This is a genomic window from Pseudomonas sp. Irchel 3A5 (genome assembly GCF_900187575.1).
Lineage (GTDB): Bacteria > Pseudomonadota > Gammaproteobacteria > Pseudomonadales > Pseudomonadaceae > Aquipseudomonas > Aquipseudomonas folii.
This window is the reverse complement of record NZ_FYDU01000001.1, coordinates 16728-38927: the sequence shown is the minus strand read 5'-3', so window position 1 is coordinate 38927 and position 22200 is coordinate 16728. Positions and strand designations below refer to the sequence as shown.

Genomic DNA, 22200 nt, shown 5'->3' with positions numbered 1-22200 from the left:
GTCTGCTTTGTTTTTTGAGCGCCACAGTGGTGGTGAACGCGCAATACTCGTTCACCTGGATGGTCAGGACCCTGAGGCGCGTGAAGATCCGCAGGAGTTTCGGGAACTGGCCATATCAGCTGGCGCCGATACCGTCGCGTTCGTCAACGTGCCGCGTCATCGGCCATCGGCCAAATATCTGATTGGCAGTGGCAAGGTCGAGGAGCTTCGCGACCAGGTCAAAGCCGAAAAAATCGATATCGTCATCTTCAATCACGTGCTGACACCCAGTCAGGAACGTAACCTCGAGCGCGTGTTCGAGTGTCGCGTACTTGATCGCACGGGGTTGATCCTCGACATCTTCGCGCAACGTGCGCGTACTCATGAAGGCAAATTGCAGGTCGAGCTGGCACAGCTCGAGCACATGAGCACGCGGCTGGTTCGCGGCTGGACTCACCTTGAGCGCCAGGGCGGTGGTATTGGCCTGCGCGGTCCCGGTGAAACCCAGCTGGAAACGGATCGGCGTCTGTTACGGGTTCGTCTGCGGCAGATCAAAGGCCGTCTTGAAAAGGTTCGCAGCCAGCGTGAGCAGGCCCGTCGCGGGCGTAAGCGCGCCGACATCCCTTCGGTTTCACTGGTGGGCTATACCAACGCCGGCAAATCGACATTGTTCAATGCTGTGACTGATTCCGATGTGTTTGCTGCGGATCAGCTCTTCGCCACACTCGACCCGACCCTGCGCCGTCTGCAACTCGATGACCTGGGGCCTATCGTGCTGGCCGACACAGTGGGCTTTATTCGCCACCTGCCGCACAAACTGGTCGAAGCCTTTCGCGCTACGCTCGAAGAGTCCAGCAACTCCGATCTGCTGCTCCACGTCATCGACTCTCACGAGCCCGATCGTATGGAGCAGATCGAACAGGTCATGGCAGTACTCGGCGAGATCGGTGCCGAGGGCTTGCCGATACTTGAGGTCTATAACAAACTCGACCTGCTTGAAGGGGTAGAGCCGCAGATACAGCGCGATGCCGATGGCAAACCGCAACGTGTCTGGGTCTCCGCCCGTGATGGTCGAGGGCTGGATCTGCTCAAGCAGGCGGTTGCCGAGTTGCTCGGCGACGATCTGTTTGTCGGCACCTTGCACCTGTCTCAGGATTTCGCCCGGTTGCGCGCCCAGTTTTTCGAATTGGGTGCGGTGCAGAGCGAAGAGTATGACGAGCAGGGCAGCAGCTTGTTGGCAGTACGTTTACCGCGCGTTGAGTTCAATCGTCTGGTGAGTCGCGAAGGACTGCAGCCGCTGGAATTCATCGAGCAACACACTTTGCAATAAAAGCGTGGGAAAGCCGTTGTACGGCTCTCTCAGGCATTCTGTAGCATTGGTCGGCGCGCCGCGGGCGCGTCTTTGCTTTATCAGATGGAGAGCGCTATGGCTTGGAATGAGCCGGGTGGCAACTCGAATAATCAGGATCCTTGGGGTGGTAAGCGCAAGGGCGGCGACCGCAAGGGGCCACCGGATCTCGACGAGGCCTTCCGAAAGCTGCAGGAAAGCCTTAATGGTTTGTTCGGTGGTGGCAAGAAACGCAGTGGTGGTGACGGCGGCGGTAACGGCAACCCTGGCAAGGGTGGCGGTTTCGGCTTGCTGGGCATTGGCCTGGTCGTGCTGGTTGCGATCTGGCTGTACAGCGCTATTTACGTCGTGGACGAGCAGGAGCAAGCCGTTGTGCTGCGCTTCGGTCAGTACCACGAAACCGTAGGTTCGGGTCTGAACATCTATTTCCCGCCGTTCGATCGCAAGTACATGGAAAACGTGACTCGCGAACGTGCCTACAGCAAACAGGGCCAGATGCTGACTGAAGACGAAAACATCGTCGAAGTGCCGCTGACCGTGCAGTACAAAATCTCCAACCTGCGTGATTTCGTGCTGAACGTTGATCAACCGGAAGTCAGTCTGCAACACGCCACTGAAAGTGCTTTGCGTCATGTCGTGGGTTCCACGGCCATGGACCAGGTGCTGACTGAAGGTCGTGAGCTGATGGCGAGTGAAATCAAGGAGCGTCTGCAACGCTTCCTCGACACTTACCGCACCGGTATCACAGTGACTCAGGTCAACGTACAGAGCGCCGCTGCACCTCGTGAGGTTCAGGAAGCATTCGATGATGTGATTCGTGCCCGTGAAGACGAGCAACGGTCCCGTAACCAGGCTGAAACCTACGCTAACGGTGTGATTCCGGAAGCACGTGGTCAGGCTCAGCGGATCATCGAAGACGCCAACGGTTATCGCGACGAAGTGATCTCCCGCGCCAAGGGTGAAGCTGATCGCTTTACCAAGCTGGTTGCCGAGTATCGCAAAGCTCCGGAAGTCACGCGTGAGCGTCTGTACCTGGACACCATGCAAGAGCTGTTCACCAATACGAGCAAGGTCCTCGTGACGGGCGACAAGGGCGGTAACAACCTGCTTTATTTGCCGCTGGACAAGATGATCGAAAATGGCCGTAGCGGTAACAGCGCTGCCCCGACTAACGGTGCAGCCGCAGTCGGCGCTGATGCAGGCGCACGCGCCGCAGAGATTCAGCAGCCGCGTACAAGGGAGACTCGCTGATGAGCAATAAATCGCTGATCGCCCTGATTGTTGCCGTAGTGCTGGCGGTGGTTGCCTGGAACAGCCTGTTTATCGTGTCCCAGACTGAACGTGCCGTAATGCTGCAATTTGGTCGCGTGGTTGAACCTAATATTCAACCGGGTCTGCATGTGAAGATTCCTTACGTCAATCAGGTGCGTAAGTTCGACGGCCGCCTGCTGACACTGGATGCACCGACCCAACGCTTCCTGACGCTGGAAAAGAAAGCGGTCATGGTTGATGCCTACGCCAAGTGGCGTGTGAAGGACGCGGAAGTGTTCTACACCGCAACGTCGGGTCTCAAGCAAATCGCTGATGAACGTCTGTCCCGTCGTCTTGAATCCGGTCTGCGTGACCAGTTCGGTAAGCGCACCCTGCACGAAGCTGTGTCGGGTGAGCGTGACGCGTTGATGGCTGATATCACCGCTTCGCTGAACGCGATGGCAAACAAGGAGCTGGGCATTGAGGTTATCGATGTTCGGGTCAAGGCCATCGATCTGCCGAAGGAAGTGAACCGCAGCGTTTTCGAACGGATGAGTACCGAACGTGAACGTGAAGCGCGTGAGCATCGCGCCAAGGGTAACGAGCTGGCTGAAGGCATTCGTGCCGACGCCGATCGTCAGCGTCGCGTATTGCTGGCTGAAGCCTATCGTGAGTCTGAAGAGGCCCGCGGTGATGGTGATGCCCAAGCTTCCGCGATCTACTCCAAGGCATACGGCCAGGATCAGGAGTTCTACGCGTTCTACCGTAGCCTGCGCGCCTACCGTGAAAGCTTCGCGAACAAGAGTGACGTGATGGTTCTGGATCCGAGCAGCGATTTCTTCCGCTATCTGGAAAAATCCAAGCCGTGATCTGAAAGCCGTAATCTACCCGCCGGGCGGCAAAACCGTCTGGCGGGGTGATCATGCGGTAAAACGTGTGTATGATGCGGCAGCCGGGAAAATCCCGGCTTTTTTGCGTCTGCACGATTGATTGGCCACAGCAGTGGCATGATTTTCGAGGACAGTGGTCTGAAAGAGCCATTCTCGGGCGCTTGCCGTGCCCGCAGGAATGGGCGCAGCACCTGACCACTCTCTGCTTTACTCAAGGCCCGCCTCGGCGCGGGTCGCCCGGATCATAGGGGAAAGGCGTAATGGCAACGGTTGACCGCTGGCTGCTACCAGATGGCATCGAAGAAGTACTGCCGCCTGAAGCGGCGCGCATAGAAGTAGCGCGCCGTCAGGTGTTGGATCTGTTCCAGAGCTGGGGCTATGAATTCGTAGTCACCCCTCATATCGAATACCTTGAATCTTTGCTCACTGGCGCGGGCTCGGACCTGGATCTGCGCACCTTCAAAGTGATCGACCCGCAGTCGGGCCGGCAAATGGGCTTTCGTGCCGACATCACCCCGCAAGTGGCGCGCATCGATGCGCATACCCTGCGTCGTGAAGGGCCGAGCCGTCTGTGCTATGCCGGTAGCGTGCTGCATGCGCAGCCGCGTGCCCTGTCTTCTTCGCGCAGCCCTATCCAGCTGGGCGCCGAGTTGTACGGCGATGCAAGCCCGAGCAGCGACGTTGAAGTCATCAGCCTGATGCTGGCCATGCTACAACTGGCCGATGTGCCGGATGTCCACATGGACCTTGGGCATGTCGGTATCTACCGCGGCCTGGCACGTGCTGCCGGTTTGTCCGGTGAAGTTGAGCAACTGTTGTTTGATGCCCTGCAACGCAAGGCCATCGACGAAGTGATCGAGCTGACAGCCAATCTGCCTGCCGATCTGGCGTCGATGCTGCGGGCATTGGTCGATCTGTGCGGTGGTCGTGAAGTCCTGGCGGCAGCTCGTGATCGCCTGGCCAACGCGCCAGCGCCAGTGCTGGCTGCCCTTGACGATCTGCTGACGGTGGCCGAGCGCCTTGCAACTCGTTTCCCTGAGCTGCCGTTGTATTTTGATCTGGGTGAGTTGCGCGGTTATCACTATCACACGGGTGTCGTCTTCGCTGTGTTCGTTCCGGGCGTGGGTCAATCCATTGCTCAGGGCGGTCGTTATGATGACATCGGTGCGGATTTCGGTCGGGCTCGCCCGGCCACCGGTTTTTCCACGGACCTGAAAACCCTGGTGACATTGGGGCGTGCGGAAATCGAATTGCCTACCGGCGGGATCTGGATGCCGGACAGTACGGATGCAGCACTCTGGCAGCAGGTTTGTCAGTTGCGCAGTGAAGGTCAGCGTGTTGTACAGGCTTTGCCTGGGCAGATGGTTACCGCAGCGCGTGAGGCCGATTGCGATCGGCAATTGATTCAGCATGGCGAGCGTTGGCAAGTCGTGCCGCTGGCTTCTTGAGTTTTCCTGTCGGCGGCCGCCGACACCAAGTTTGCGTGAATGAGGACAAGTGTTATGGGTAAGAATGTCGTAGTCCTGGGCACCCAATGGGGTGATGAGGGCAAAGGCAAGATCGTTGATCTGCTGACCGAACATGCTACCGCTGTAGTGCGTTACCAGGGTGGCCACAACGCGGGTCACACTCTGGTGATCGACGGCGAAAAAACCGTATTGCACCTGATTCCGTCCGGTGTACTGCGCGAAGGCGTGCAGTGCCTCATCGGTAACGGTGTGGTTGTTGCGCCGGATGCGCTCATGCGTGAAATCATCAAGCTGGAAGAGAAGGGCATTCCAGTGCGCGAGCGTCTGCGCATCAGCCCGTCCTGCCCGTTGATCCTGTCGTATCACGTTGCGCTGGATCAGGCGCGTGAAAAGGCGCGTGGCGAGTTCAAGATCGGCACCACCGGTCGTGGCATCGGCCCGGCTTACGAAGACAAGGTTGCACGTCGTGGTCTGCGCATCGGCGACCTGTTCCATCGTGAGCGTTTCGCCGCCAAACTGGGCGAGCTGCTCGACTACCACAACTTTGTGCTGGTCAATTACTACAAAGAACCAGCCATCGACTTCCAGAAGACTCTCGATGAGTGCATGGAATACGCCGAGCTGCTCAAGCCGCTGATGCTCGACGTCACTGCCGCGCTGCATGAAATGCGTCGCGACGGCAAAGACATCATGTTCGAAGGCGCTCAAGGTTCGTTGCTGGACATCGACCACGGTACCTATCCGTACGTCACCAGCTCCAACACCACGGCTGGCGGTATCGCAACGGGTTCGGGTTTTGGTCCGATGTACCTGGATTACATCCTGGGCATCACCAAGGCTTACACCACACGTGTAGGCTCGGGACCTTTCCCGACAGAGCTGTTTGACGATGTGGGCGCGTTCCTGGCCAAGCGTGGGCACGAATTTGGCGCAACCACTGGCCGTGCTCGTCGCTGCGGCTGGTTCGATGCCGTTATCCTGCGTCGCGCTATCGAAATCAACAGCATCTCCGGCATCTGCCTGACCAAGCTCGACGTGCTGGATGGCCTCGAAACCATCAACATCTGCATCGGTTACGAGAACGAGCACGGTGCAGTGATCGAAGCACCGACCGACGCTGACAGCTACCTGGGCCTCAAGCCTGTGTACGAGCAAGTGCCCGGCTGGACTGAATCGACTCTGGGAGCCAAGACACTGGAAGAGCTGCCAGCCAACGCTCGCGCTTATATCAAGCGTCTGGAAGAGCTGGTGGGTGCACCAATCGACATTATCTCGACAGGCCCTGATCGCAACGAAACCATCGTGTTGCGTCATCCGTTTGGCTGATAAGTTGTTGAAGTCATAGAAAAAGCCGCGAAAGCGGCTTTTTTTTTGCCCAAATGAAAGGCATTAAAGATTAATCCAGTCGCCGTGGGAGCGGCCTTGGTCGGGAAGACTGCATTTCCTGCCGTCAAATATCTGCTGGATGCAGCGGCCCATTCCCGGCTGAAGCCGGTCCCACAGCGCGTAGCGCCTCTAGAATCGGATAGTCCTTGGAACGGCACGGCGATTGCTGTAATAAGCGTCAGAAAAGGTGCCATCATTTTAATGGCGCCGATGGTGGAGGGATTCCCCGTGTCAGCTGTCCTCTCTCTCTTGCGCAGCCGCTTGCTGCGCCCCGTGTTTATTGCACTTGGCATCGCTCTTTTGGTGCAGGTGCTGGTTGCGGTCGCTCTTACCCGGAGCACTGTTACTGCGCTTGAAGCCGATCTTGCGAGTCGCCTGGGTGTAGATTCGCAACACTTGTCCTCCGAGCTGGAGCAGGCAAGTCGCGAAGTCACCTCCAGTCTCGACAATCTTGCCACCAGTACCAGTCAGCGCTTGAGCACAGGCCTTGCCGCCCGTTTGAAGGATGAGCAGGCGCAACTGCGTGCCACCCTGGAAAAAGACCTCAAGGATTCAGCCACCGATATGGCCGAACTGTTGGCTGCCGTGGCACCTCGCGCCATGTGGGATAACGACACGCCGACGCTGTCCGAATTCGCTCGTCGCGCTCAGCGCAATCCCAATGTGTTGTTCGTGATTTATGACGATGCGGCGGGTGAGCACCTGACCCGTTATCTGAATCGCGAAAACCCTCTGATTCAGGCGTTGCTTGCCAAAGGCGAGGGCGAGCGGGCAATGGATAAAGTGCTGAACGCTGCCAAAACCGACAGTTCGGTTTACTACGTTGAGGCGTCCATCAGCCCGAACGGCGTTGAAATCGGCAAAGTACGCATGGGTGTTTCCACTGCCACCGTTGAAGAAAACCTCGTCGCTCTCGACAAGCGTTTCGCGACGCTGATCACCAGCGGCGGGCAATTGGTTTCCGAAAGCCTGGGAGGCGCGTCCAGGGAAAGCTCGGCAGCCCTGCGTTCACGCCTTGATTCGGCGCAAAACGCGGCTTCTGCCATGGCTACCAACACAACGTCAGCGGTAAAGGAAGCGTCTGAAACGCTGCGCTGGCGGATAGGTATGGGCCTTGCCCTGGTGGGGTTGGGCGTCCTGTTGCTATTGGCCGTCGTGTTGGGGCGCAGGGTGGTTAACAAACTGCTGCTGTTGATCGCGGCACTGGACGATCTGGCGGCGGGCGAGGGGGATCTGACCAAGCGGGTCAAAATCGACAGTAACGATGAGATCGGCGACATGGCGGCAGCGGTGAATCGTTTTGTCGCCAAGCTTCAGCCCATTGTTCGCGAAGCTGGAGATGTTGCTCAGCGCACGGGTGTTGAAATCAATGCGATGAGTCAGCGCAACGCGGGTGCAGGTGCTGCGGCCGCCATGCAGCGTGATGAAGTGGCTGCCAGTCTGCAAGCGCTTGAGCACATGGCCGACGAAGCTCAGTCCGAGAGCCACGCGATGCAGGCAGCGCTGAGGCAGGTGGTGGATATTCGTCAGGCGACTGATGAAAACACGCGCACGTCGAATCAGGTGGGCGGCTTGATTGAAGCGCTGGCGGAGCAGGTCGAAACCGGTTCAAAAGTTATTGAGCGACTGGCGCAGCAGAGCGAGCAGATCGAAGTGGTGCTGGAGGTTATTCACGGTATTGCCGAGCAGACAAATCTGTTGGCGCTGAACGCAGCCATTGAGGCTGCGCGGGCAGGGGAAACCGGGCGCGGTTTTGCGGTGGTCGCCGATGAGGTTCGTGCGTTGGCGAGCAAGACGCAAAGCTCCACGGGTGATATTCAGGCGCACATCGGTGCGCTGCAATCGGGTGCGAAAGAGGCTGTGGCGGCCATTGGTCTGGCGGGGCGGCAGGCTAATGAAGGTCTGGCGGTGCTGCGCAATAGCGTCAGGTTGCAGCAATCGGTGCAGGAATCCGTTGAGCAGGTGCACACGGCGATTGGTCTGGCGACCAAGGCTGCGGCGCATCAGGCAGAAGGCGCACACGCAGTGCGAGGGCGTGTGGAAGTGATCCACGCCCAGGCCCAGCGTGCCGCGCAAGTCGTTGAAGAGACTACGGCGAGCGGCAAAGTACTGGATGGTCTGGCTGCACAGTTGAAGGCAAGTCTGGGGCAGTTCAGGGCTTAACTGCAGGGATTGGCTGGGGAGATTCCATGTTCGCCTGGAATCCCGTAGGACTGGCTTTAGCCGGGAGCGGTATTTTTGCCGAAGAAAATTTAGCGACTGTCCCGGCCTCTTCCCGGCTGAAGCCGGTCCCACGTCAACAGTGATTCCTGTGGGAGATTCCATGTTCGCCTGGAATTCCGTGGGATCGGCTTTAGCCGGGAAGGGGGGATTTCTGCAGATGAAGGTTCAGCGACTGTCCCGGCCTCTTCCCGGCTGAAGCCGGTCCCACGTCAACAGTGATTCCTGTGGGAGATTCCATGTTCGCCTGGAATCCCGTGGGACCGGCTTTAGCCGGGAAAGCGGTATTTTTGCCAAAGAAAATTTAGCGACTATCCGGACGCCCTCTCGGCTGAAGCCGGTCCTGCGGGGCTGCGCAGGTTCTGTAGGCGGGGGTTTGAATAAAGCCCGTGACTTATTCCCAACCCCAGAAAGCACAAAACCGAGCACATGGCTCGGTTTTGTTTGAATTGGTGCCCAGAAGAAGACTCGAACTTCCACGACCTTGCGGTCACCAGCACCTGAAGCTGGCGTGTCTACCAATTTCACCATCTGGGCAGCATCAGCAGCGTTGCACGCCGTTGATGGAGCGCACTATACGGAGCAGGTTTTGATCTGTAAACCCCTGTTTTGGTTTTAATAAATGCTTTTTCTGCTCGGGCATCCAAAAGCAGCAAACAGAGGCATCAAGCAAAAAGCGCTAAACCAAAACCCTGAAATGCAAAAACCCGCTTTCGCGGGTTTTTGGGAGAGTCATCAGATTTTACAATCTGCTGCTCTGAATTGGTGCCCAGAAGAAGACTCGAACTTCCACGACCTTGCGGTCACCAGCACCTGAAGCTGGCGTGTCTACCAATTTCACCATCTGGGCAATATCGACAAGCGTCTACCTGTCGATGGCGCGCACTATACGGAGCGCCTTTTGCACTGTAAACCCCCAGTGGTTAAAATATTTGAAAAAAATCGCAGGCGGTGTATTTAAAGGCTTTTTTGCATCCGGTCACGGGTTTTTCAGGCGTTGTTCGAGTGTGAAATTTCCCGTTTCAATAGGTGTATGCCAAACTAGCCCCCATATAGACAAGGTGAAAACTATCTAATGGCCGATTGGCAGTCCCTCGATCCCGAGGCCGCTCGTGAAGCGGAAAAATACGAAAACCCTATCCCCAGCCGTGAGTTGATCCTGGCTCACCTCTCCGATCGCGGTTCGCCAGCGAGTCGTGAGCAGTTGGTGGAAGAATTTGGCCTGACAACTGAAGATCAGTTCGAAGCCCTGCGCCGCCGTTTGCGAGCCATGGAGCGCGACGCTCAGTTGATCTACACCCGTCGTGGCACCTATGCCCCGGTGGACAAGCTGGACCTGATCCTGGGGCGCATCTCCGGGCATCGTGATGGTTTCGGCTTCCTGGTTCCTGACGATGGCAGCGATGACCTGTTCATGAGTCCGGCCCAGATGCGTCTGGTGTTCGATGGTGACCGTGCTCTGGCACGCGTTTCCGGCCTGGACCGTCGCGGTCGCCGCGAAGGCGTGATCGTTGAAGTGATTTCCCGTGCCCACGAATCCGTGGTCGGCCGATACTTCGAAGAGAGCGGCATTGGTTTTGTCGTTCCTGACAACCCAAAAATCCAGCAGGAAGTGCTGGTCACTCCGGGTCGCAATAACAACGCGAAGATCGGTCAGTTCGTCGAGGTGAAAATCACCCACTGGCCGACGCCGCGCTTCCAGCCTCAAGGCGATATCGTTGAAGTCGTGGGCAACTACATGGCGCCCGGCATGGAAATCGATGTCGCACTGCGCACCTACGATATTCCTCACGTCTGGCCAGAGGCCGTGCTCAAAGAAGCCGCCAAGCTCAAGCCGGAAGTTGAAGAAAAAGACAAAGAAAATCGCGTCGATCTGCGCCATCTGCCGTTCGTCACCATCGACGGTGAAGATGCTCGCGACTTCGATGACGCGGTTTATTGCGAAGCCAAGCCCGGCAAACTGCGTCTGTTCTCGGGTGGCTGGAAGCTCTACGTCGCTATCGCTGACGTGTCGAGCTACGTGAAGATCGGTTCTGCTCTGGACGCCGAGTCGCAGGTGCGTGGCACCTCGGTTTACTTCCCCGAGCGGGTCGTGCCAATGCTGCCTGAGCAGCTTTCCAATGGCTTGTGCTCGCTGAATCCGCACGTTGATCGCCTGGCCATGGTTTGCGAGATGACCATCTCCAAAACCGGCGAGATGACTGATTACGTGTTCTATGAAGCTGTCATCCACTCCCATGCGCGTCTGACCTATAACAAGGTCAGTACCATGCTGGAACAGCCGAAAAGCAGCGACGCTCGCCAGTTGCGTGGCGAATACCCGGACGTGTTGCCGCACCTGAAGCAGCTTTATGCGTTGTACAAAGTGCTGCTCGGTGCTCGTCATGTGCGTGGCGCGATTGATTTTGAAACGCAGGAAACCCGCATCATCTTCGGGACCGAGCGCAAAATCGCTGAAATCCGCCCGACTACTCGTAACGATGCTCACAAGCTGATTGAAGAGTGCATGCTGGCTGCCAACGTGGCCACGGCTGAATTCCTCAAGAAGCATGAGATTCCTGCGCTTTACCGCGTGCACGATGGTCCGCCACCTGAGCGCCTGGAAAAACTCCGTGCGTTCCTGGGGGAGTTGGGTCTGTCTCTACACAAGGGTAAAGACGGTCCGACGCCGAAGGATTATCAGGCGTTGCTGGAAACCGTACGTGATCGTCCGGACTATCACCTGATTCAGACTGTCATGCTGCGTTCTTTGAGTCAGGCGGTATACAGCTCTGACAATAACGGCCACTTCGGTCTGAATTACGAGGCGTATACCCACTTCACCTCGCCAATTCGTCGTTATCCGGACCTGCTGACTCACCGCGCAATCCGCAGCGTGATTCGCTCGAAGCAGGACACGCCGCACGTGCGCCGAGCGGGTGCTGCCGTAATCCCGAAAGCTCGTATCTATCCGTACGACGATGCCATTCTCGAGCAGTTGGGTGAACAGTGTTCGATGAACGAGCGCCGCGCCGATGAGGCGACGCGTGACGTGGTTAATTGGCTCAAGTGTGAGTTCATGAAAGACCGCGTAGGCGAGTCTTTCCCGGGCGTGATCACAGCTGTGACTGGTTTTGGTCTGTTTGTTGAACTGACCGATATCTATGTCGAAGGTCTGGTGCACGTCACCGCTTTGCCGGGCGATTATTACCATTTCGATCCGCTGCATCACCGCCTGGCGGGCGAGCGCACCGGTCGTAGCTTCCGCCTGGGTGACACCGTTGAAGTGCGTGTCATGCGCGTTGATCTGGATGAGCGCAAGATCGATTTCGAGATGGCCGAGAAAACCATCAGCGCCCCGATTGGCCGCAAGCGTCGCGGTGCCGAGCCGCAGCCTGCTGAAAAAGCCGCTGCGCCAGAGCGTGCGCCGAGCAAGCGTCCGGCCAAGGCTAAAGCCAAGGCCAGTGCAGAGCCCGAGGCCTACCGGCCTAGTGATGCAGCCGCGAAAAACGCTGAAGTACGCAAAAGTCGCGAATTGAAACAGGCTCTGCTGGCTGAAGCGAAGGGTGGTAGCAAGGCATCGTCGGGAAAGTCCGGTAAAGCCGGTTCTGCGCCGTCGTCGGACAGACCTGCTAAACCCAGTAAACACCGTAAAGGCCCGCCGAAAGCGGGTTCGGCTCCAGCTGCGAAAAGCGGCGGGGCGCGTAAGCCCAAGGCGAAGTCATGAGTCAGTTGGAAAAAATCTACGGCGTGCACGCTGTAGAAGCGCTGTTGCGTCACCACCCTAAGCGGGTCAAGCAAATCTGGCTGGCCGAGGGGCGTAATGATCCTCGCGTTCAAGTGCTGGTTGGGTTGGCCGGTGAAAATCGCGTTTCGATCGGCCAGGCCGAGCGGCGCGAAATGGATGCCTGGGTTGATGGTGTGCATCAAGGTGTTGTCGCGGAAGTCAGTCCGAGTCAGGTCTGGGGCGAGGCAATGCTCGATGAGCTGCTGGATCGTACTGAAGGCGCGCCGTTGATTCTGGTGCTTGACGGTGTAACCGATCCGCACAACCTCGGCGCGTGCCTGCGCACTGCCGATGCTGCCGGAGCGCTGGCGGTTGTTGTCCCCAAAGACAAGTCCGCAACCCTGACGCCTGCAGTGCGGAAGGTGGCTTGTGGTGCGGCTGAAGTAATTCCGCTGGTAGCCGTGACCAACCTCGCGCGCACCCTGGAGAAACTCCAGCAGCGTGGCCTTTGGGTTGTCGGTACGGCCGGTGAGGCCGAGCAGGAGTTGTATCAGCAGGACCTGACTGGCCCGACCATCCTGATCATGGGTGCCGAAGGCAAAGGCATGCGTCGCCTGACCCGTGAGCATTGCGATTACCTGGTGCGTCTGCCGATGGCAGGCAGCGTCAGCAGCCTGAACGTCTCGGTTGCAACAGGTGTTTGCCTGTTCGAAGCGTTGCGTCAGCGCAATGTGAAAGCGGCTGCAACCAAGAAAGCCTAAGGCAAAATGATTTATTCGTAGGACCGGCTTTAGCCGGGAGAAGGGCAGGGCAGTCAATGCATATTCCTCGTCAGGAATAGCGCCCTCCCGGCTAAAGACGGTCCTACGAATCTTCGCTGCTCAAATATTCACCAATTGCCTTGCGCCTCTGCATCCCCTTCTCTACAATTGCGCCCCTTGCTGTCACGGCAGGCGCTCATGTGCCTGTCCCTGAGCAAGACTAACAGTGTCATTCACTCCTTGTCTGACCGCTTATTGGCGGCAGGCTACAACCCGTAAGGAGCATTCATGCGTCATTACGAAATCATCTTTTTGGTCCACCCGGATCAAAGCGAGCAAGTCGGCGGCATGGTAGAGCGTTACACCAAGCTGATCGAAGAAGACGGCGGCAAAATCCACCGTCTGGAAGATTGGGGCCGTCGTCAACTGGCTTACGCAATCAACAATGTTCACAAGGCTCACTACGTGATGCTGAACGTTGAGTGCACTGGCAAGGCTCTGGCCGAGCTGGAAGACAACTTCCGCTACAACGATGCAGTGATCCGTAACCTGGTCATCCGTCGTGACGAAGCCGTAACTGGCCAGTCCGAGATGCTCAAGGCTGAAGAAAACCGCAGTGAGCGCCGTGAGCGTCGCGACCGTCCTGAGCACTCCGACAGCGCCGATGGCGTTGATGGTGATGACAGCGACAACAGCGATAACGCTGACGAGTAATCCACGGACCTTTTAAGGAGCCAATCACATGGCACGTTTCTTCCGTCGTCGTAAATTCTGCCGCTTCACCGCTGAAGACGTGAAAGAGATCGATTACAAAGATCTCAACACTCTGAAAGCATACGTATCCGAGACCGGCAAAATCGTTCCAAGCCGTATCACTGGTACCAAAGCACGTTATCAGCGTCAGCTGGCCACCGCTATCAAGCGTGCCCGCTTCCTGGCCCTGCTGGCCTACACCGACAGCCACGGCCGCTGAGACCGGGCAGTCGACAAAGTAGTAAGGGATCTAATGCATGCGCGCCTTGGCTGAATTCATCATGCGGGGACGTTTGCAGGCCATGCTGGTTGTGGCCGGATTTGCGGCATTGCCGCTGTTGTACTGTGTGAGTGCCGCCGCAGCTAGTCTTGTGCTACTGCGGCGCGGTTCGGACGCCATTGGCGTCATTGGTGTGGGAGTGCTTTCAGCGTTGGTTTGCTGGTACTTCCAGAAAGATCCCAGTGCACTGTTAGTGTTGCTTGGGGCTTGTGGTCTGTCGCTGGTTTTACGCGCAGGCCACACCTGGAATCGCGCGCTGCTGGTCAGCGTGGTAGTCGGGTTGTTGTGTGCAGTGAGCCTTGGAACGGTGTTCAGTCCCATGGTTGACAGCTTGAGTCAGGAGTTCGAGAAACTCATGCCTCAAGCTTTCGGTGAGGTCTACGAGAAACTCTCGGCTGACCAGCGAGTTACCTTCGCTTCACTGATTCCACCCCTGATCATCGGTTCGATAGCGGTTACGCTTCAGATTTTCAGTGTGTTGTGCCTGATTCTTGGGCGCTATTGGCAAGCGATGTTGTACAACCCCGGTGGTTTTGGTCGCGAATTTCGTCAGATCAGAATCCCGAAAGGACTGGCTTTATCGTTGCTCGCAGCGATGTTTGTAGGGCCGATGCTCAGCGTACAGATGTTGATTCTGTTGCCGTTGTTGAGCATACCGTTGGCCTTCGCCGGGCTGGCCCTGATTCACGGGCTGGTGGCGCAGAAAAAACTGGCCAGTTTCTGGCTGGTGGGGATGTACGTCACGCTGGTGCCATTCATGCACCTGATAGGTCCGTTGCTCGTGGTTATTGCCATTGTCGACAGCCTGATTGATTTTCGCGGTCGTCTGGGATCGAAAGACTCCGATAGCGCGAACGGTGAAGGTTAAAAGTTAAGAGGATTTTCACATGCAACTGATCCTTCTGGAAAAAGTCGCGAACCTGGGCAACCTGGGCGACAAAGTAAATGTTAAGGCCGGTTACGGTCGTAACTACCTGCTGCCTTACGGCAAAGCTACCGCTGCGACCGCTGCTAACATTGCTGCGTTCGAAGAGCGTCGTGCCGAGCTGGAAAAACTGGCTGCAGACAAAAAAGCTTCTGCCGAAACTCGTGCTGCCCAACTGGCTGAGCTGGAAGTGACTATCACTGCCACCGCTGGTGACGAAGGCAAGCTGTTCGGTTCGATCGGCACCCACGACATCGCTGATGCACTGACCGCCTCTGGCGTTGAAGTTGCAAAAAGCGAAGTTCGTCTGCCGAACGGCACCATCCGTAACGTTGGCGAATTCGACGTAGCCGTGCACCTGCACAGCGACGTAGAAGCAACCGTTCGCGTTGTTGTGGTGGCTGCTTAAGCAGTACGTAATCGTCTGGCGACTTGCTCGCTAGAGGATTAACATCGGGCACGATCCTGTTTACAGGTCGTGCCCTTTGTCTTTCTGTACAGTTGGTTTTTTCACAACCCCTGATTCTGAGTGGTCATGAACGATATCTCCGCCCCTGAGCAATATGATCTGCAAACCGCCGCGCTGAAGGTGCCGCCGCATTCCATCGAGGCCGAACAGGCAGTACTCGGTGGTCTGATGCTGGACAACAACGCCTGGGAACGCGTGCTCGATCAGGTGTCGGATGGCGATTTCTATCGACATGACCACCGTTTGATCTTTCGCGCCATCGCCCGTCTGGCTGACCAGAACCAGCCCATCGACGTGGTTACGCTGGCCGAACAGCTGGAAAAAGAGGGTCAGACCTCACAGGTTGGCGGTCTGGGTTATCTCAGCGAACTCGCGAAAAACATTCCGTCCGTTGCCAACATCAAGGCCTATGCGCAAATCGTCCGTGAGCGGGCGACGCTGCGGCAATTGATCGGCATCAGCACCGAAATCGCCGACAGCGCGTTCAACCCGGAAGGGCGCAACGCTGCTGAAATCCTCGACGAAGCCGAGCGGCAGATTTTCCAGATTGCGGAGGCACGTCCAAAGACCGGTGGCCCGGTTAGCGTGACCGACCTGTTGACCAAGGCTATCGACCGTATCGATACCCTGTTCAATACCGACAACGCGATCACCGGCCTGTCCACCGGTTACACCGACCTGGATGAGAAGACCAGCGGCCTGCAACCGGCCGACTTGATCATCGTCGCCGGTCGTCCTTCCATGGGTAAAACCACGTTTGCCATGAACCTTGTGGAAAACGCCGTGTTGCGCAGCGACAAGGCGGTGCTGGTTTACTCCCTGGAGATGCCAGGTGAATCGCTGATCATGCGTATGTTGTCGTCGTTGGGACGTATCGACCAGACCAAGGTCCGTGCCGGTCGCCTGGAAGATGACGATTGGCCGCGCCTGACGTCGGCGGTCAATCTGCTCAACGAGCGCAAGCTGTTCATCGACGATACGGCCGGTATCAGTCCGTCGGAAATGCGCGCCCGGACACGACGTCTGGTGCGTGAGCACGGCGACATCGCCCTGATCATGATCGACTACCTGCAGCTGATGCAGATCCCCGGTTCCGGTGGTGATAACCGGACCAACGAGATTTCCGAGATTTCCCGCTCGTTGAAAGCCCTTGCCAAGGAATTCAACTGCCCGGTCGTTGCCCTGTCGCAGCTCAACCGCTCCCTGGAGCAGCGTCCGAACAAGCGCCCGATCAACTCCGACTTGCGGGAATCCGGAGCGATCGAGCAGGACGCCGACGTTATCATGTTCGTTTACCGGGACGAGGTGTATCACCCGGAGACCGAGCACAAAGGTATCGCCGAGATCATCATCGGCAAGCAGCGTAACGGTCCAATCGGGACAACGCGGCTCGCGTTCATCGGCAAATACACCCGCTTTGAAAACCTCGCGCCGGGCAGTTACAACTTCGAAGACGAGTGATGTGTGGGATGTGTTTGACGACCGCCCGAAGGACCGGCTTTAGCCGGGAGAGCGGTATTTCTGGCGAAGGAAAATTATCGGATTACCAGCGCCCTCCCGGCTAAAGCCGGTCCTACGGTTACGGTTAAGCCCTATTGGGTCGCCACACCTGTTACTCAATTCCGACCATCGCCGTCGGATTTGATCAAAATTTGTGCTATATTCCGCGCCCGCGATTTTTCCAACGTGCAAACGTAGGTCCCGACATGCAAGCAGCCAAGCCGTTATTTGACTATCCGAAGTACTGGGCCGAATGTTTTGGGCCCGCTCCTTTCCTGCCAATGAGCCGGGAAGAAATGGATCAGCTTGGCTGGGATTCCTGCGACATCATCATCGTGACCGGTGATGCGTACGTCGATCACCCATCGTTTGGCATGGCGATCATCGGCCGGCTGCTGGAGTCTCAGGGCTTCCGCGTCGGGATCATTGCCCAGCCGAACTGGCAGTCCAAAGACGACTTTATGAAGCTCGGCGAGCCGAACCTGTTTTTCGGTGTCGCTGCAGGCAACATGGACTCGATGATCAACCGCTACACCGCGGACAAGAAAATCCGTTCCGATGATGCCTACACGCCAGGCGGCATGGCGGGCAAACGTCCGGACCGCGCCAGCCTTGTGTACAGCCAGCGTTGCAAGGAAGCCTACAAGCACGTGCCTATCGTGCTGGGTGGCATCGAAGCCTCGCTGCGCCGCATCGCCCATTACGATTACTGGCAGGACAAGGTCCGCAACTCGATCCTCATCGACGCCGCCGCCGACATTCTCCTGTACGGCAACGCCGAGCGCGCAATTGTCGAAGTGGCTCAACGCCTGTCCTACGGCCACAAGATCGAAGACATTACCGATGTGCGCGGCACGGCGTTCATCCGTCGTGACACGCCTAAAGACTGGTACGAAGTCGACTCCACCCGCATCGACCGTCCGGGCAAGATCGACAAGATCATCAACCCGTATGTGAATACCCAGGACACCCAGGCCTGTGCCATCGAGCAGGAAAAGGGTCCGGTTGAAGATCCGAACGAAGCCAAGGTTGTACAGATTCTGGCCAGCCCGCGCATGACCCGTGACAAAACGGTCATCCGTTTGCCGTCAGTAGAGAAGGTTCGTGGCGACGCAGTTCTCTACGCTCACGCCAACCGCGTGCTGCACCTGGAGACCAACCCGGGTAACGCCCGTGCTCTGGTTCAGAAGCATGGCGACGTTGACGTCTGGTTCAACCCGCCTCCGATTCCGATGACCACTGAAGAAATGGACTACGTGTTCGGCATGCCCTACGCACGTATTCCGCATCCAGCGTACGGCAAGGAAAAGATTCCGGCGTACGACATGATCCGTTTCTCCGTAAACATCATGCGTGGCTGTTTCGGTGGCTGTACCTTCTGCTCGATCACCGAGCACGAAGGCCGGATCATTCAGAACCGTTCTGAAGAGTCGATCATTCGCGAGATCGAAGAGATTCGTGACAAGGTGCCAGGTTTCACCGGGGTGATCTCCGACCTCGGCGGCCCGACCGCGAACATGTACCGCATTGCCTGCAAGAGCCCGGAAATCGAATCCGCCTGCCGCAAGCCGTCCTGCGTGTTCCCTGGTATCTGCCCGAACCTGAACACCGATCACTCGTCGCTGATCCAGCTGTATCGCAGTGCTCGTGCGTTGCCGGGCGTGAAGAAAATTCTGATTGCTTCCGGCCTGCGCTATGACCTCGCGGTCGAGTCACCGGAATACGTTAAAGAGCTGGTGACCCACCATGTGGGTGGTTACCTGAAGATCGCCCCGGAACACACCGAGGAAGGTCCGCTCAACCAGATGATGAAACCGGGCATTGGCAGCTATGACAAGTTCAAGCGCATGTTCGAGAAGTATTCCAAGGAAGCGGGCAAAGAGCAGTACCTGATTCCGTACTTCATCGCGGCCCACCCTGGCACCACCGATGAAGACATGATGAACCTGGCGTTGTGGCTCAAGGGCAACGGCTTCCGCGCCGATCAGGTGCAGGCGTTCTATCCGTCGCCGATGGCTACTGCGACCGCCATGTACCACTCGGGCAAAAACCCGCTGCGCAAGGTCACCTACAAGAGTGATGCGGTGACCATCGTGAAAAGCGAAGAGCAACGCCGTCTGCACAAGGCGTTCCTGCGCTATCACGACCCAAAAGGCTGGCCGATGTTGCGTGAGGCACTGACCCGCATGGGCCGCGCCGACCTGATCGGTTCGGGCAAGGATCAACTGATCCCGCTGCATCAGCCCACCACCGACAGCTACCAGAGTGCCCGACGTAAAAACTCGACACCCGCTGGCAGCCACAAGGTCGCCAAGGAAACCACGAGGATCCTCACCCAGCACACCGGCTTGCCACCTCGCGGCAGCGATGGCAGCAAACCCTGGGACAAACGCGAGCAAGCCAAGGCCGCCGCCGAGGCGCGCAACAGGCAGGCCGCCAAAGAGCGTATGGATGCTGCGAAAGGCAAAGGGCCAAAGCCGCCGAAGCGCAAGCCGGTCGTTCCGCGCTAACAGTGTGATTCTGTGTACTGGACGCCAACCTTCGGGTTGGCGTTTTGCGTTGTGACTTCAGGTTTTGACGTTCTACCGGAAGAGCCTGCGGATCTCGTTTTCTCCCCGATAACAACCCGCCTGACGCACACTGAAAGCAAAACAAGACTCTTCCCACGCGACGACGCAGTTAGTCCTACATTCAGTGGGGCGCCCTGAGCCTATCCTCGGTTTCTTCAACAGAAGCGCTAGCGTTGCTAGCCGCCTAAGTCAGGGAGATCGCGGTGCTCATTATCAATAACAATTCAGTGAGAGCTCAGGGTGTCATCTCAACTGTGGACAGCAGGCCCTCAGCCATAGCAACCATAGTTGCTGACGAGGTGACTCATCAGACCCGCACCGATAGCTCGGTTTCAGTCCTGGCAAGTCAGCTTAGCGCCGCTTCGGCGCGTGCCCAGGCCAGAGATGCCGCTTTAGACCCGCAGGCACTTGGGCAGAAGGCGTCGCAAGTGCTCAACGAGCTATTGGGCGGTCCTCATCAAGTCCAGCAATCCAATACGTCCGCCAGACCTTTTCAAGGTATGCCCCGAGATCAGTTGGCTTTGATAGCATATGACGAAGGTGGTGATTTTTCTGTCGCAGACCGTGTGGCAGCCCTGCAAGAGTCCTCCAGTCAGGAACAGCTCTGGCGACAGAGTGCGACTCAGCACGCACTGCTTGAGTACGGCGACACCGGGAAGATGACTGGCTTTTTTAATGAGGCGTTCACTCATTTCAAGTCACTGGCACCCATTGAGCAAAGCCAGTATCCGGTTGGTTATGCTGTCGATTTGCAGCAGAAGATTGAGCTCAATTCGGGCAGCAAGATGTCGCTGAGCGAAATGGGCGCAGCGAAGCCTCTGGAGGTTATTCAACGATCACTTCCCGAGCCGGCCTTTACTCAAGTATCGAGGTTGAGCGAGCAGCCGAAAGTTGTCCCCCCATCGCAACTTGATGTAGCTGCTACTCAAGCCAATAAGGTGGGTCGCCAGTTAATGGTGGAGCGTTTGTTCGGAGTGCGTGAGCCCGCCATTGCCGATGCGTCGAAAGGTTTAAAGTTCGGGGACCTTTCCCGTAACGAATGTGAGTACCTCACGAAAGAAGATCGCGAGCTGCTTTCTGATATCTATGCTTATGCTCAAGGTGAGGATGTTGACATGGAATATGTTGATGGGGTCGCTCGTTCTCTTGGACATTATCGGATGTTTGGGCATTTCAAGTCGGATTTTAACAAGTGCAATTACGATCTCCAGGGTTGGAAGTTGACGGTTGCTTTTCCAGAAGAAGATGCAGCTGTCGCGTCGCGTATATTGAATGGCGCCGCTATAAATAGCACACGGCTCGATCCGGAATTTTTGCGATATGCGCTGACTCCAACTTCTGGCGCGCTGGGGAATTTTGGATATTTTGAATTCATGGAACATGTCGTGACGAAGTTCTCTGATGAATCTAATACAGCAGCTCCTGTGGAGAGCACGTTCTCTAGCTATGTGCCCAGGCCAGGGGAGGAGTACTACGTAATGACGACCTCGAGTACGGTCAGGATGGCGCATTTCGATCCTGATGTTATCAGCGAAAATGGTGTATGGCGTCTCACTGAAAAGGGTCGAGCACTGGGCATTGAATTGGAAGAGGGGAGCGGTAAAGCGGCTCAAACTCATCTGCAGCTTGTAAGGACCAGGACGGGGCTGGAGATATTACGCGAATGGCCCGGCAATGATCTTCACCCAGGAGAGCCGGGTTGGCTTGGTAGTCTATGGGATCGGCTTGGAGAAATGTAAGACTTGCACCATCCTCTGCTTACAAAGGCGCGAGTCACTTGATCGCGCCGCATTAGCGCAGCGGTGCTGCTGATCGGTTTTTATTTAATACATATGTATGTCGCGCGACGTGGGCGGTTGAGTAAGCTTGGGGTTCTAAGCACAATACTCAAGGAATGACTCATGAAAAAAATTATAGCAATTACGCTTGTTGCTTTGTCAGCCAATACATTCGCAGTAGAGAGTTCCATTACCAAGTCTGAAGTGCCCGACCGAATTGTGGTCGCCAAAGCTGGCGTTGGTCTGTCCCAGTTTTCGATGATGACTATGGATTTTCCCAGAAATCAACGTTATTTGCCGAAAAGGCTGGAGAGCATAAATTGGACTAGTACCTATTACCCGAATAATACAGGTGAGAACGTTCAGATATGTTACACCCGACCAGGGAGAGCTGGTTACGACCAGTGCGAAGAAATTTCCAAGAACTCTTCAGGCTCGACTGAGGCTTTTAATCACCATAGTTTCGACAGATTTGCGAGAATTACTATTAAGCATTTGGTGAGTGGCGGACAAAATCAGGGAACTCCCGCTGGTGAGGACTCAATAACCGTTCACTACAGCTACTAAATGTTCAATCTTCACGCGCTATAACGCGCACTACCCGTTTGGGTTACCCACACTGCTTCCCTGCACACTCCCAGTGGCAGCGAATTCATTCACAACGCACCACGTCAGACGCGATTGATTTCAGCTAGTCCCGCCGTCGTCAATGAATTCGCCGCCACAGATGATCACGATCTGCTCAGTCCCCTCGACTGTCCGCCAGCTCGCTCACAAATTTTCCCTCCCAGTGCCTTATTTCTGTGCAACGCTTGCACCGCGGGGCACGGTAGGCGCTTTAATAGTGCCTGGTTCTGCCTCGCCATCGAGGAACCGCCGTATTTGCCCGGATGGCATAAGTCTTGCGCGGTTCCA

At 56.8% G+C, this 22200-nt stretch carries 16 protein-coding genes and 2 tRNA genes; 16 read left to right on the top strand and 2 right to left on the bottom strand.

All coding sequences use genetic code 11. The features are described 5' to 3' along the window. Window positions 1-7 precede the first annotated feature (7 nt). From hflX to CKW31_RS00125, 6 genes are all read left to right on the top strand, one after another. Window positions 8-1309, top strand: coding sequence for a ribosome rescue GTPase HflX (gene hflX, locus CKW31_RS00150; protein WP_027900443.1), 1302 nt, complete (start codon window positions 8-10; stop codon window positions 1307-1309). Window positions 1310-1405: 96 nt separating this feature from the next. Further along, complete coding sequence (gene hflK / locus CKW31_RS00145; RefSeq protein ID WP_095092345.1) at window positions 1406-2578, top strand: FtsH protease activity modulator HflK; 1173 nt, start codon at window positions 1406-1408, stop codon at window positions 2576-2578. Continuing rightward, entirely contained in the window at window positions 2578-3447 is an 870-nt protein-coding gene (hflC, locus tag CKW31_RS00140) for a protease modulator HflC (protein ID WP_027900441.1), read from the top strand. Before hflK ends, hflC begins: the two co-directional genes overlap by 1 nt. Before the next feature lie 281 nt (window positions 3448-3728). Continuing rightward, window positions 3729-4916 carry an ATP phosphoribosyltransferase regulatory subunit gene (locus CKW31_RS00135; RefSeq protein ID WP_095092344.1) on the top strand — a complete coding sequence of 396 codons (1188 nt, stop codon included), beginning with the start codon at window positions 3729-3731 and terminating at the stop codon, window positions 4914-4916. 54 nt (window positions 4917-4970) lie between these two features. Continuing rightward, the gene (locus tag CKW31_RS00130) at window positions 4971-6263 is read left to right on the top strand and encodes an adenylosuccinate synthase (protein WP_027900439.1); all 1293 of its coding nucleotides are present in this window, start codon (window positions 4971-4973) and stop codon (window positions 6261-6263) included. A gap of 288 nt (window positions 6264-6551) precedes the next feature. After that, on the top strand, window positions 6552-8486 hold the full coding sequence (locus tag CKW31_RS00125; RefSeq protein WP_095092882.1) for a methyl-accepting chemotaxis protein: 1935 nt from the start codon (window positions 6552-6554) through the stop codon (window positions 8484-8486). Between the two features lie 507 nt (window positions 8487-8993). On the opposite strand, the gene CKW31_RS00120 is transcribed toward CKW31_RS00125, so the two are convergent. Continuing rightward, window positions 8994-9080: transfer RNA gene (locus CKW31_RS00120), tRNA-Leu, on the bottom strand. 226 nt (window positions 9081-9306) lie between these two features. Then, window positions 9307-9393 (bottom strand) — tRNA-Leu (locus CKW31_RS00115). Window positions 9394-9618: 225 nt separating this feature from the next. Between CKW31_RS00115 and rnr the strand changes: the two genes are divergently transcribed. From rnr to CKW31_RS00065, 10 genes are all read left to right on the top strand, one after another. Beyond that, complete coding sequence (gene rnr, locus CKW31_RS00110) at window positions 9619-12249, top strand: ribonuclease R (RefSeq protein WP_095092343.1); 2631 nt, start codon at window positions 9619-9621, stop codon at window positions 12247-12249. After that, window positions 12246-13010 (top strand): 23S rRNA (guanosine(2251)-2'-O)-methyltransferase RlmB, encoded by a 765-nt coding sequence (rlmB, locus tag CKW31_RS00105; RefSeq protein ID WP_095092342.1) that lies wholly within the window; start codon window positions 12246-12248, stop codon window positions 13008-13010. Before rnr ends, rlmB begins: the two co-directional genes overlap by 4 nt. A 288-nt stretch (window positions 13011-13298) precedes the next feature. After that, window positions 13299-13724, top strand: a complete 426-nt coding sequence (gene rpsF, locus CKW31_RS00100) for a 30S ribosomal protein S6 (protein ID WP_027900435.1) — start codon at window positions 13299-13301, stop codon at window positions 13722-13724. A gap of 28 nt (window positions 13725-13752) precedes the next feature. Next, window positions 13753-13983, top strand: coding sequence for a 30S ribosomal protein S18 (rpsR, locus tag CKW31_RS00095; RefSeq protein ID WP_002551829.1), 231 nt, complete (start codon window positions 13753-13755; stop codon window positions 13981-13983). Between the two features lie 37 nt (window positions 13984-14020). Beyond that, window positions 14021-14911, top strand: coding sequence for a hypothetical protein (locus CKW31_RS00090; protein ID WP_095092341.1), 891 nt, complete (start codon window positions 14021-14023; stop codon window positions 14909-14911). Window positions 14912-14930: 19 nt separating this feature from the next. Next, window positions 14931-15377 carry a 50S ribosomal protein L9 gene (gene rplI / locus CKW31_RS00085; RefSeq protein WP_020293665.1) on the top strand — a complete coding sequence of 149 codons (447 nt, stop codon included), beginning with the start codon at window positions 14931-14933 and terminating at the stop codon, window positions 15375-15377. Between the two features lie 126 nt (window positions 15378-15503). Further along, window positions 15504-16898, top strand: a complete 1395-nt coding sequence (dnaB, locus tag CKW31_RS00080; protein ID WP_095092340.1) for a replicative DNA helicase — start codon at window positions 15504-15506, stop codon at window positions 16896-16898. Window positions 16899-17143: 245 nt separating this feature from the next. Further along, on the top strand, window positions 17144-19447 hold the full coding sequence (locus CKW31_RS00075) for a YgiQ family radical SAM protein (protein WP_095092339.1): 2304 nt from the start codon (window positions 17144-17146) through the stop codon (window positions 19445-19447). 263 nt (window positions 19448-19710) lie between these two features. Next, a complete protein-coding gene (locus CKW31_RS00070; RefSeq protein WP_095092338.1) occupies window positions 19711-21246 on the top strand; it encodes a hypothetical protein in 1536 nt (511 codons plus the stop codon). Between the two features lie 162 nt (window positions 21247-21408). Then, window positions 21409-21852 (top strand): hypothetical protein, encoded by a 444-nt coding sequence (locus tag CKW31_RS00065; protein WP_095092337.1) that lies wholly within the window; start codon window positions 21409-21411, stop codon window positions 21850-21852. The last annotated feature ends 348 nt before the right edge of the window (window positions 21853-22200 follow it).

What these genes read in the sequence shown, in the direction of transcription:
- rlmB (WP_095092342.1), top strand. Translation starts at nt 12,246, where the DNA reads ATGAGTCAGTTGGAAAAAATCTACGGCGTGCACGCTGTAGAAGCGCTG.
- rpsF (WP_027900435.1), top strand. Translation starts at nt 13,299, where the DNA reads ATGCGTCATTACGAAATCATCTTTTTGGTCCACCCGGATCAAAGCGAG.
- CKW31_RS00075 (WP_095092339.1), top strand. Translation starts at nt 17,144, where the DNA reads ATGCAAGCAGCCAAGCCGTTATTTGACTATCCGAAGTACTGGGCCGAA.
- rplI (WP_020293665.1), top strand. Translation starts at nt 14,931, where the DNA reads ATGCAACTGATCCTTCTGGAAAAAGTCGCGAACCTGGGCAACCTGGGC.
- CKW31_RS00090 (WP_095092341.1), top strand. Translation starts at nt 14,021, where the DNA reads ATGCGCGCCTTGGCTGAATTCATCATGCGGGGACGTTTGCAGGCCATG.
- dnaB (WP_095092340.1), top strand. Translation starts at nt 15,504, where the DNA reads ATGAACGATATCTCCGCCCCTGAGCAATATGATCTGCAAACCGCCGCG.
- hflC (WP_027900441.1), top strand. Translation starts at nt 2,578, where the DNA reads ATGAGCAATAAATCGCTGATCGCCCTGATTGTTGCCGTAGTGCTGGCG.
- CKW31_RS00135 (WP_095092344.1), top strand. Translation starts at nt 3,729, where the DNA reads ATGGCAACGGTTGACCGCTGGCTGCTACCAGATGGCATCGAAGAAGTA.
- CKW31_RS00065 (WP_095092337.1), top strand. Translation starts at nt 21,409, where the DNA reads ATGAAAAAAATTATAGCAATTACGCTTGTTGCTTTGTCAGCCAATACA.
- CKW31_RS00130 (WP_027900439.1), top strand. Translation starts at nt 4,971, where the DNA reads ATGGGTAAGAATGTCGTAGTCCTGGGCACCCAATGGGGTGATGAGGGC.
- rnr (WP_095092343.1), top strand. Translation starts at nt 9,619, where the DNA reads ATGGCCGATTGGCAGTCCCTCGATCCCGAGGCCGCTCGTGAAGCGGAA.
- hflK (WP_095092345.1), top strand. Translation starts at nt 1,406, where the DNA reads ATGGCTTGGAATGAGCCGGGTGGCAACTCGAATAATCAGGATCCTTGG.
- rpsR (WP_002551829.1), top strand. Translation starts at nt 13,753, where the DNA reads ATGGCACGTTTCTTCCGTCGTCGTAAATTCTGCCGCTTCACCGCTGAA.